The organism is Coleofasciculus sp. FACHB-712 (assembly GCF_014695635.1).
Taxonomy (GTDB): domain Bacteria; phylum Cyanobacteriota; class Cyanobacteriia; order Cyanobacteriales; family FACHB-T130; genus FACHB-T130.
In genome coordinates this window covers 1-10,956 of the sequence record NZ_JACJOQ010000235.1, presented here as the reverse complement: position 1 = coordinate 10,956, position 10,956 = coordinate 1, and the positions used below count along the sequence as shown (strand labels likewise).

Here is a 10,956-nt window from a genome sequence, read left to right as displayed (position 1 = left end):
AATCTCGCTCAGGCTCAGCTGCAAAATGCCAATTTACAAAACACAAATCTGAGTGCGGCAGACCTGCGTGGGGCGAATCTCGCAGGAGCTAATTTGAAGGGGGCAACCTTTGCCGCCCCAAAACCCTTGCAGTCGGATCAATTCATTCAAGAGGCACCCAATGCCGCATCCTTGGCTCGTGTTCAAGGCGTCGATTTTTCTCAAGTGAAAAATTTAGATGCCAAGCAAATTGGCTTGATTTGCAAGCAAGGAGGGCGTCATCCTCGCTGTCAGTAAATCAGGCAGAAGGGCACCTAGAAACCGCAAGATCCAGCGAGCAAAAAAGCATCTAGGGCAGATTGGGCATATGAACCAATTCCAGTTTGATCCCATCGGGATCGGCAAAGAAGACAGCGTAGTAGCCCGGTGCATACTGGTTGTATTCGGCTGGCGGATCGAGGATTGTAGCGCCTAGTTCAAGAATCAGGTTGTATAAGTTATCTACCTGTTCGCGGCTGTCGGCGTTAAAGGCAAGATGGTGTAGTCCTGGCGAGTAGCGATCGTGTAGTTTGTTCGGGGAATCTGGATTCGCAGCATAAATCAAAATTGCCCCGACATCCTTTGACCACCACATAATAAACTCATCATTTTTTTCCACCTGCTGGTAGCCCATGAATTCCAAAATTGCGTTATAAAACGGTTCCGATTTCGAGCGATCGCTAACCGTCAAGCTTAGGTGATTCAAGGTACCAAGGGTCATACAAGTTTACCCTGTTTCGGAAGAACAAATGTATTATAAACTCCCGTTTTGCAAGTTGGTTCAGAGCAGGAAATCCAATTTTTAGCCAGGAGCCGAAATTTTGTATGCTGTTACACATCAAAAATATATAAGTTTTGATCCCTATCTACCGAAGGGCAGGCAAAAAAAGAATTCTTTTTTTACTGTTTAATTAGCTTGATGCGATCGCATTTAAAATAACCACGAGTCCCTTAAGCCAGTTCATGGTGTCCAATGAAGCTAAGCTTCTGCATGATTGTTAAAAACGAAGAATCGTCTTTACCACAATGCTTGAATAGTGTCAAAGATGTGGTAGAGGAAATGGTGGTGCTGGATACCGGCTCCACTGACAAAACCGTTGAAATTGCCAGAGAATTTGGGGCGAAGGTTTATCACTTTGAATGGTGCAATGACTTTTCAGCAGCGCGGAATGAGTCGTTGAAGTACGTTCAGGGAGATTGGGTGCTGGTGCTGGATGCGGATGAAGTGCTGACACCGGAAATTGTGCCGCAGATGAAGCAAGCGATGGAAAGCGATCGCAACCTCGTTATCAACCTGATTCGTCAAGAAGTTGGGGCATCCCAATCGCCCTATTCCCTAGTTTCTCGTCTATTTCGCAATCACCCAGACGTGCGCTTTTCTCGTCCTTACCATTCTCTAGTGGATGATAGGGTTGCTGAATTGTTGCAGCGAGAACCCCAGTGGCAGATTGTTTCTCTGTCGGATGTCGCAATTTTGCACTATGGCTATCAACCGGGAGCGATCGCATCTTTAAACAAATTCGATAGGGCGCAGGCGGCAATGGAAGGCTATCTGGCAAGCCATCCCAACGATCCCTATGATTGTTGTAAATTGGGGGCGCTTTATATAGAAACAGGGAAAATTAGTAAGGGAATCGGAATCCTCAAGCGCGGCTTAAAATCAACACAGATCGATGCTTCTGTTTTATACGAGCTACACTACCATCTGGGCAATGCCTATACTCGTGTGAACGATCTTGCACAAGCGACGACACATTATCAAGTCGCCATTCAACAGCCAATTCTGCCCAAACTTAAACTAGGGGCTTATAACAATTTAGGCAACTTGTTGATAGCATCTGGGGATTTTACTAATGCCCAAAAAGCTTATGAAACGACCTTACAGATTGACCCTAGTTTTGCGGTCGGAAAGTACAATCTGGGCATGGCATTAAAGGCAATCGGGCGTCTGCCAGATGCGATCGCTGCTTACCGCCAAGCGATTCAACTGAACCCAGACTATGCAGAGGCGTATCAAAATCTGGGAGTTGCCCTGTTGAAAATGGGGAACGTAATCGAAAGTTTAGAAGCATTTGGGAAAGCGATCGCCCTTCACGAGCAACACAACCCAGAGGAAGCCGCTAGACTCCGCCAAGGATTGCAAGAAATGGGGTTCCAGGTTTAATCTCATCTCTAACCCGACTGAATACCATCGTGGATAACGCTCTGCCGCTTAGTCTGATAAACCCGTATCGGTCGGTCAATACCTTTAAAACGGTACTCTCCCATCGGAAACAAATCTTTCGGTTGACTGAGCAAAGAATAGCTGGCTTCACTCACGACACATTCACCGGGGGGACAAATTCCTTCCATCCGCGAGGCAAGATTAATCGTAGCGCCTAAGACGGTATAGTCTACTCTCTGAGAGCTGCCCACATCTCCAACCACCGCTTTACCGCTGTTAATCGCTATCCGCAATTGCAGCGGTTGTTGAAAGAACTGACGAGCATTCAGACGCTCCAGACGTTCCAGCATTCCCCAAGCAGCGGCAAAAGCCCGGTCGGCATGATCCGGCTGGGGTTCTGGAGCGCCAAAAAATGCCATAATGCAATCTCCAATAAATTTATCTAGCGTTCCTCTGGCGGCAAAAACTTCTTTGAGCATCTCCTCAAAGAAACTATTGAGCAAATCGGCAATTTCTGTCGGAGTTAAACGTTCCGAAAGCGCAGTAAAGCCAACAATATCGGCAAAAAGAATGCTGATTTCGCCTTCTGTGGGGGTAAGACGACCGCCTTCTAATCCTCCTACATTCATAATATGCTGCACAACTGAAGGAGAGTGATAGCGTTCTAATCGGTGTCGAATGTTGGCTTCGCTTCTGAGTTTCTCTGCTAACAGCCAACGTTGCACCGCCGACGCCACCAAATTCGCTAAAGCTGAAAAAAAGCTGAGGTCTTCATCGCCTCCTTTGTTCCAATGGGTAAAAGAAAGATGGGCATCGGCATAAAGAACGCCGACTACCTGATTTTCATCCCACAGAGGAACCGCTAGAGCGCTACGAATACCTTTTGCTAAAATACTATGTTCGCCTTCAAACCGTTCATCCATTTGGGCATCAGCGGTTTTAATGGCGACTTTATCCGTAAATACTTTTTGACAAATGGTGCGGCTAATCCAACTGCCATCTGCGGCGAGATTTTCCTGCTGAGAAATATCTCTCGCTGCTGCTTGAAGTAATTCAAGTTCCCCCGAACAATGGACATCAATCAACAATGCCAACCGATCGATACTAATGAGATCGCGGAAAACAATTTCTTGTATCTGCTGGAAAATTGCTTCGATCGATTCGGCAGAATTCAGACATCTGGCGATATCAACCAAGTCTTTCAGCCGAGCGATCGCTTTGTGGGGATTCGCAATATTACTCCCTTCATCATCCGCTTGTATCCATTGCTGTTGCAGTTCTTTGGCATTGCGAAGAATCGTCACTTCTTCGGGGATCGGATCTGCATTGATGGGATTGAGTTGAGTTTTTTGTTGAGGAGAACTGGCTAAAAGAACGTGGATGAAAACATGACCCATCTGAATAACATCCCCATGATTCACTCTTTGGGGCGCTGCTAGCAGACGGTCATTTAACCGCGTTCCGTTTGTGCTATGCATATCTTCGACTACCCACACGCCATCCGGTGTATTTAACAACCGGGCATGACAGCGGGAAATTTCAAAATAAGGCAAGTACAGATCGCATTCTGGCAAACGACCAATAATAAATTCCTCTTTATCCACCGTGACGGTGCTTTCAGCATTTTCCTCAACTTGTAGGCGCAGCTTGAGTTCAGCCATGACTCTAAACCTCCTTGAACCAAGGCGAACAAGGCTTGCTAAAACTCCTGGACAAAGCAATAGTCAAAGAAAGCACCCACAAATATATGCGTTTTCCCGGCAATTACTGCCACCATCTTAACTCTGACGAAATCCTTCGACAGATGATACGCTGTGTTGCCATAGGTCGCAACGACCGGGAAATCGCACCCAGCTCCTTTTCGGTTTACCTTCTGCTCAACCTCTTGCCACCTCTGGCTAACCCACCCCGATACGGGGAAGGTGAGGAATAAATTTTTTGGGCTGGTGAGGAGAAGCGATAAACTCCTCGATTTCGTCGTCGAGAAAGGGTTTGGCTTGGTCTTAGCCGAAAACTCAAAATCCGCCCTTTAGCTCCACTAAAACTCAGAGGGGAGCCAGCACTTTAATGCCGCTTGGTTTGATAAACTCTGACAGGTCGGTCTATGCCTTTGAAATGGTGTTCTCCTACCGTCTGCAAGTCTTGGGAGCGCTTCAGCAATGAATACGTGGCTTCACTGACGACACATTCACCAGGGGGGCAGATTCCTTCCATGCGGGAGGCTAGATTAATCGTTGCTCCTAAAGCGGTATAGTCTACTCTTTGAGAGCTACCGACATCTCCAATCACGGCTCTACCGCTGTTGATGGCAACTCGAATTTGCAGCGGTTCGCGCCAGACTCGAGCGGCATTTAATTTCTCTAGACGAGTCAGCATTCCTTTGGCGGCGGCGAAAGCTCGGTCGGCATGATCCGGTTGAGGTTCAGGAGCGCCAAAAAATGCCATGATGCAGTCTCCAATATACTTGTCTAACGTTCCTCCGGCAGTAAAAACCTCCTGTAGCATTTCCTCGAAGAAATCATTGAGTAATTGGGCAATTTCTGTAGGACTCAACCGTTCCGAAAGGGCGGTAAAGCCAACAATATCGGCAAAGAGAATGCTGATATCAACCTCCGCAGGCGTGAGACGACCATCCTCTAATGCCCCCAGGGTCATAATATGCTGTACAACGGCAGGGGAGTGATAGCGCTCTAGTCGAGTCCGAATGGTTTCTTCGTTTCTCAGTTTCCGCGTTAACAGCCAACGTTGGACTGCGGATGCGACCAGATTCGCTAAAGCCGAAAAAAAGCTGAGGTCTTCCTCGCCTCCTTTCGTCCAATGGCTAGAGGAAAGATGAGCATCGGCATAAAGAACACCGACTACTTTATTTTCATCCCAAAGCGGGACGGCGATCGCGCTCTTGATCCCTTTGACTAAAATGCTCTGTTGCCCCTCAAACCGTTTATCCATCTGGGCATCAGCGGTTTGAATTGCGACTTTCTCGGCAAATACCTTTTGACAAATGGTGCGGCTAATCCAACTGCCATTTGCTGTTAGATTCTGTTGTTCCAAAATATCTCTAGCGGCGGCATTCAGCAATTCTAGTTTGCCGGAACCCTCTACATCGATTAACAATGCCAAGCGCTCAATGCTTTGAAGTTCGCGGAAAACGACTTCCTGCACCTGGTAGAAAATTGCTTCGATCGATTCAGCTGCGCTCAAATTCTTGGCGATATTCACTAAATCTTTGAGACGAGCGATCGCTTTTTCCTTATTGCTAACTACGTCTAGCGTCCCTTCCGCTTGTATCCACTGCTGTTGCAGCTCTTGAACATTGCGAAAGATGGTGGTTCCTTGAGCCACGGGTTCCACCAGCTGTGTTAGATGGGGTTGAGCAGGATGGCTCAAAAGAATATTCAGGCTAATATCTCCCAGCCAAAGAATATCGCCGTGATTTACCTGTTGAGGCGAGATGACAGGGCGTTCATTCAATCGCGTTCCGTTTTTGCTGCCCATATCCTCAATTGTCCACGCCCCAGAAGGCGTTTTCAAAAAGCGGGCATGACACCGGGAAATTCCCTCGAAAGGCAAATGCAAGTTGCATTCTGGCAAACGACCGATCGTAAATTCATCCCGATTCACCGTAATCGTTCTTTCTGTATCTCCCTCTCGTAGACGCAGATTGAGTTCAGCCATGACTCCTATCCCTTTTTGAAGCGAAGCGAACGAGGCGTGCAAAAACTCAGCAAAGTAAGGGGCTTTTGATTGGTTTCCCTCACTTCCCCTCAAGGTTATGGCATTCTCAAAGGCATTTATGCAACCCTGCCCAAGCTACACGCTTAGGGCAGCTTAATCGGCAAATCGTTTGAGTTTTAGCGTTAATGCCTCTGCGCCCTTCAGCCTTATCTTATAAAAATGGGGGGTCATACCCCTCATTCCTTGAACAACAGTATCATAGTATTCGCTGGTTCCCGATGTCAGGTCGAGGTTTTAGCGAGACCGTCGAAGCCTTGACAACTGGGCACCAGAGAAGACGCGAAAGTGCGGTTTTCATACGCAGTCAATCAAGAGTGCGGCGGGAGAGAGCGATTCCCTGAAAGGGGGTAGCTCTTTCATCAGATATGCAATCCGTGCATATCTGATGAAACATCCGGAAGACACTGCTTCCTTTTTGGAAAAACTCAATTATGTTAAACGGTTTACCTCAGCTCAGGGCAGTGACACCATGATAGGCATATTACTAGACCAGCGCTACCAGGTGATCCAGGCGCTAGGCCAAGGTGGATTTGGTCATACTTACATTGCCCAAGACACTCGCCGACCTGGGAACCCTACCTGCGTTGTTAAACACCTCAAACCCGCGACTAGCAATCCCGAATTTTTACAAACAGCGAGACGCCTGTTTAATAGCGAAGCAGAAACTCTGGAAAAGTTGGGGAACCACGACCAAATTCCCCGGCTGTTAGCTTACTTTGAGGAGCAGGAAGAGTTTTACTTAGTGCAGGAATTTATCGACGGACAGCCTCTAAGTGTAGAACTGCCACCAGGACAGCAGTGGAGCGAAAGTCAGGTGATTCAACTGCTGTCTGAAGTATTATCTATTCTGGAATTTGTACACGAGAACGGGGTGATTCATCGGGATCTCAAACCGGATAATTTAATTCGCCGTTCTTCCGATAAGAAGTTAGTTTTGGTAGATTTTGGTGCCGTCAAACAGGTGCAGATGCAATCCGTCATCGCTCAAGAAGGGATGAATGAGACGGTTGCGATTGGTACCCCAGGCTATATGCCTAGCGAACAGGGACAAGGCAGACCCCGCCCTAGCAGCGATCTTTACGCACTGGGCATGATTGGTATCCAAGCCTTGACCGGGCTGAATCCCAGGCAATTAGCAGAAGATCCCGACAGCGGGGAGATTCTCTGGCGGCACTTGGCTCAAGTTAGCGATGGGTTAGCCGCTGTCCTGAGCCAGATGGTACGCCACTACTTCAAATTCCGCTACCAGTCAGCAACCGAGGCATTGCGATCGCTTGCTTCCCTAACCAATCCGAATTCCCCGGCAGCGATCGCCGCAGTCTTGGGACAGAAGGTGCGCGGTTACTGGAAAGACGGTTCTGTGTCGGCAAATAAGGCACTGCGATCGCTCCAAGAACGCACCAATCCCCACGTCTCGCCCAATAACGCTCCTGCTCCTATTTCCACCCCAGCGATCGCGCCCCCTACGGACAATACCGTAACCATTGCTACAGGCAATTCATCGGAAAAGACAGTGGATTCTCCGGCTAGCGTCGCAGATGAAGCAACGCCCCCAAGCGCCCCCGTCACGCAGAACACGGTGACAATTGCTCCTGGAAATCCCGCCCCAGCTCCGATTAGTTCGTCGTCCAGCCTGGATTCTGGACTTAAATCTCCTAACAAATTGCCGCTATTAATTGGAGCAAGCACTGCTATCTTTGTCATTGCAATTGGGGTAATTTTTGCAAGTCGTCAAGTCCCGTCCTCTCCTGAAACGGCTAAAAATCAAATTACTGCGCCAGCTAAAAATGAAGTGAAAAACACTTGTGTTGTTGTTCTTAGTTCATCCAATGTCCGCTCTGTGGATGGACGAAAGAAAACAGGGGATGTTGTGAAAGCAGGAACCAAAGTCTCTGTCACTGGAAAAGAAGAAGGTGGCTGGATAGAAATTAATTCTCCAGTCTCCGGTTGGATTTGGAAGGGTCGGACAAAAAATACCTGTCCTTCTAAATAGGAATAGTTCTTACTCCAAGACATTTAATTGTCCGGAGCTTTTGCTATTCAGACTGGCGGCAATTCTAGGGGAATCGCACCTAATAAACCCGTGCGAAAATCATTTAATAGCTGTCGTGCTGTGCGCTCTACATCGCCTTTATGGCGTTCATCTGCCACAGCTTGTAGATATTCGTCGCCTGCGAACGAAGTGGGATCCACTCCGTAGCGAGACTGTAAAGACTTCAATAGAAATAAATCGGCATCGGGGGCGTTGAGCGTTTTGAGCAAATCGACTAACGCAGATGCCACTCGTTGATTGTCGTAAGACGCCTCACCAATATCATCACAAATCGCTAACTTTAAAGCAGCAGGCTGATTTTCTAACTTGGAAGGCAAAACGCCAGGGGCATCTAAAAGTTCAATCTCATCGGAAATGCGTATCCAGCGCAGCTGGCGCGTTACACCCGCACGACGCGCGCTTTCTACCACTCGCTTTCCTAATAAACGATTAATAAGCGCCGATTTGCCCACATTAGGAAACCCAATCGCAACGGCACGGACTGGACGAGGAAGCATCCCGCGATCGCTTCTTCGTTGATTCATCTCTACACCCGCTGCCTGCGCCGCCTGTGCCACTGCTGCAACCCCCTTCCCATGCTGGGCATCTGTGAAGTATGGCGTTTCCCCCCGATCCCTAAACCACTCAGTCCACAGTTGCCGGACTGCGGGAGAAATCATATCCGTGCGGTTAAGTACCAATACCTTTGCCTTGCCGCCTATCCACTCTGGCACGCGGGGATGGTGCGTAGAGATGGGAATTCGGGCGTCTCGCACTTCCAACACCACATCCACACGCTTGAGCTGTTCTTTAAGCGCTTTCTCAGCCTTGGCAATGTGTCCGGGATACCACTGAATTGAAGGAGTCGTCATAAGATTTTAGATTTTAGATTTTAGATTTTAGATTTTAGATTGAATCTAAAATCCAAAATCCAAAATCTAAACTTTGACTAAGGAACAATCAATACCGGACAAGGAGATAAATTAATTACCCGGTTCGTGACGCTGTCAGTCATGCCTTCTTCAGTCAAACCCAGCCCTCGACAGCCCATCACAATTAAATCGGCGTCAATTTCGTCAGCAACATCGCAGATGGTAAAAGCTGGTTTGCCTTGACGCTCAATCGTTTGAGACTGGATGCCTTGATCGGCAAATAAATTTTGAGCTGTTTTGAGCAGTTCGGCGACTGCTTCTGGCGATGTCATTGCAGCATCTGAATTTAGCGGCGACACCTCTGGCTCTGGGCTGGGTTCTTCTACCACCGAAAGCAAAATTAATTTACTACCATACTTTTGCACAACATTCACAACGACATCAGCCGCTTCGCGCGCTTCTCGACTTTGATCGACAGGAAACAGAACAGTCTTGAACATGGCACGCTCCTGTAGAAACCCCAACTCTTGTAAAATGTGGACGGCTAGAGAGCTAGAAATAACCTTACCCCTGCATTTGGTTTGGTCTATCTAGCTTTTGAGGGAAAAGGGCAAACGACCAGTGACACGCGGTTGCTAGTGAAGAGTATAAAAAGACGCAATTAGGAGGTTTACGCTGTGTCCAAGAAAACTGTAGCAAATTTATCGGCATCCGATTTATCCGGCAAAAGGGTACTGGTACGGGCGGATTTTAATGTACCGCTGGACAATGGCAACATTACTGACGATACTCGCATTCGGGCAGCTCTGCCGACAATTCAGGATTTAACTTCCAAAGGCGCTAAGGTAATTCTGTCTAGTCACTTTGGGCGTCCCAAAGGTGTCGATGATAAATACCGCCTGACGCCGGTGGCAAAGCGCCTGTCTGAATTGCTGGGTAAAGAAGTTGTCAAGACTGACGACTGTATCGGTGATGATGTCGCTGCCAAGGTGGGGGCGATGCAAGATGGCGACGTGCTGCTGCTGGAAAATGTCCGCTTCTACCCGGAAGAAGAGAAGAATGACCCAGAATTCGCTAAAAAACTGGCTTCAGTTGCCGATTTATATGTGAATGATGCGTTTGGAACAGCTCACCGCGCTCATGCTTCTACAGAAGGTGTAACCAAGTATCTCAGCCCATCGGTGGCGGGGTACTTGATTGAAAAGGAACTCCAGTATCTGCAAAGCGCGATTGAAAGTCCTCAGCGTCCTTTGGCAGCAATTATCGGGGGTTCCAAGGTTTCTAGCAAGATTGGCGTCATCGAAACGCTGCTGGATAAGTGCGATAAGCTGATCCTGGGCGGCGGCATGATTTTTACCTTCTACAAGGCTCGTGGGCTAAGTGTCGGGAAGTCGCTGGTGGAAGAAGATAAGTTAGAACTGGCGAAGTCTTTGGAAGCGAAGGCGAAAGAGCGTGGTGTTCAACTGCTATTGCCGACAGATGTCATCCTTGCAGATAATTTTGCTGCTGATGCCAATGCTCAAACAGTTAGCATTGACGCCATTCCCGATGGTTGGATGGGTTTGGATATTGGTCCTGACTCGGTGAAATTCTTCCAGGAATCGCTTGCTGATTGCAAGACGGTAATCTGGAATGGTCCGATGGGAGTATTCGAGTTTCCGCAATTTGCCAAGGGAACGGAAGCGATCGCGCGGACTCTTGCCGATCTCACTAAGAGCGGGACGACTACCATTATCGGCGGTGGCGACTCGGTGGCAGCCGTGGAACAGTTGAACTTGGGCGAACAAATGAGCCACATCTCGACTGGCGGTGGCGCTAGTCTGGAGTTGCTGGAAGGGAAGGAACTTCCTGGTATTGCGGCGTTGAATGATGCCTAAGTTCTAAGAGTAAACAAATAAAATTCTTGTAGAGACGCGATTAATCGCGTCTCTACCCTTTTTGGGGTATATTGCTTCGCTGTCCTTCTCAAAGAGAGCGATCGCGTTTGTTGGGAAAGAGAGGGCGATCGCTTGTATTCAGTATTAAGTGAAATAGAGTGGACACCTGACGGGGTGGTAGCGAAACGGTAGCGCTTAGAGCGATCGCTAGCTAAATTGGAGTACATACGGCGCTAAGGAACCAAGGGCGAGATGCTG

Annotated in this window: 11 protein-coding genes; 5 read left to right on the top strand and 6 right to left on the bottom strand. The window is 48.2% G+C overall.

Annotated elements, in window-relative coordinates:
- Window positions 1-276, top strand: a 276-nt coding sequence (locus H6F50_RS06815; protein ID WP_190427826.1) for a pentapeptide repeat-containing protein, incomplete at its 5' end; no start/stop codon positions are given.
- Between the two features lie 52 nt (window positions 277-328).
- Here H6F50_RS06815 and H6F50_RS06810 read toward each other — a convergent pair.
- Complete coding sequence (locus tag H6F50_RS06810; RefSeq protein ID WP_190427824.1) at window positions 329-739, bottom strand: VOC family protein; 411 nt, start codon at window positions 737-739, stop codon at window positions 329-331.
- A gap of 270 nt (window positions 740-1,009) precedes the next feature.
- Between H6F50_RS06810 and H6F50_RS06805 the strand changes: the two genes are divergently transcribed.
- The gene (locus tag H6F50_RS06805) at window positions 1,010-2,182 is read left to right on the top strand and encodes a glycosyltransferase (protein ID WP_190427822.1); all 1,173 of its coding nucleotides are present in this window, start codon (window positions 1,010-1,012) and stop codon (window positions 2,180-2,182) included.
- Window positions 2,183-2,190: 8 nt separating this feature from the next.
- Here H6F50_RS06805 and H6F50_RS06800 read toward each other — a convergent pair whose 3' ends face one another.
- Window positions 2,191-3,843, bottom strand: a complete 1,653-nt coding sequence (locus tag H6F50_RS06800) for an adenylate/guanylate cyclase domain-containing protein (protein WP_190427820.1) — start codon at window positions 3,841-3,843, stop codon at window positions 2,191-2,193.
- Window positions 3,844-3,857: 14 nt separating this feature from the next.
- On the opposite strand from H6F50_RS06800, the gene H6F50_RS06795 reads away from it, so the two are divergent.
- Window positions 3,858-4,115: a hypothetical protein gene (locus H6F50_RS06795; protein WP_190427818.1), complete on the top strand. Its 258-nt coding sequence runs from the start codon at window positions 3,858-3,860 to the stop codon at window positions 4,113-4,115.
- 131 nt (window positions 4,116-4,246) lie between these two features.
- Here H6F50_RS06795 and H6F50_RS06790 read toward each other — a convergent pair whose 3' ends face one another.
- Window positions 4,247-5,857 carry an adenylate/guanylate cyclase domain-containing protein gene (locus H6F50_RS06790; RefSeq protein WP_190427816.1) on the bottom strand — a complete coding sequence of 537 codons (1,611 nt, stop codon included), beginning with the start codon at window positions 5,855-5,857 and terminating at the stop codon, window positions 4,247-4,249.
- Window positions 5,858-6,386: 529 nt separating this feature from the next.
- On the opposite strand from H6F50_RS06790, the gene H6F50_RS06785 reads away from it, so the two are divergent.
- Window positions 6,387-7,910, top strand: coding sequence for a protein kinase (locus H6F50_RS06785; protein WP_190427828.1), 1,524 nt, complete (start codon window positions 6,387-6,389; stop codon window positions 7,908-7,910).
- A gap of 47 nt (window positions 7,911-7,957) precedes the next feature.
- Here H6F50_RS06785 and ylqF read toward each other — a convergent pair whose 3' ends face one another.
- Window positions 7,958-8,821 (bottom strand): ribosome biogenesis GTPase YlqF, encoded by an 864-nt coding sequence (gene ylqF / locus H6F50_RS06780; protein WP_190414381.1) that lies wholly within the window; start codon window positions 8,819-8,821, stop codon window positions 7,958-7,960.
- Window positions 8,822-8,898: 77 nt separating this feature from the next.
- The gene (locus tag H6F50_RS06775; protein WP_190414380.1) at window positions 8,899-9,321 is read right to left on the bottom strand and encodes a universal stress protein; all 423 of its coding nucleotides are present in this window, start codon (window positions 9,319-9,321) and stop codon (window positions 8,899-8,901) included.
- 177 nt (window positions 9,322-9,498) lie between these two features.
- On the opposite strand from H6F50_RS06775, the gene H6F50_RS06770 reads away from it, so the two are divergent.
- Window positions 9,499-10,698: a phosphoglycerate kinase gene (locus tag H6F50_RS06770; RefSeq protein ID WP_190427814.1), complete on the top strand. Its 1,200-nt coding sequence runs from the start codon at window positions 9,499-9,501 to the stop codon at window positions 10,696-10,698.
- On the opposite strand, the gene H6F50_RS06765 is transcribed toward H6F50_RS06770, so the two are convergent.
- Entirely contained in the window at window positions 10,695-10,925 is a 231-nt protein-coding gene (locus H6F50_RS06765; protein WP_190427812.1) for a hypothetical protein, read from the bottom strand. The genes H6F50_RS06770 and H6F50_RS06765 overlap by 4 nt on opposite strands.
- Between the last annotated feature and the right edge of the window lie 31 nt (window positions 10,926-10,956).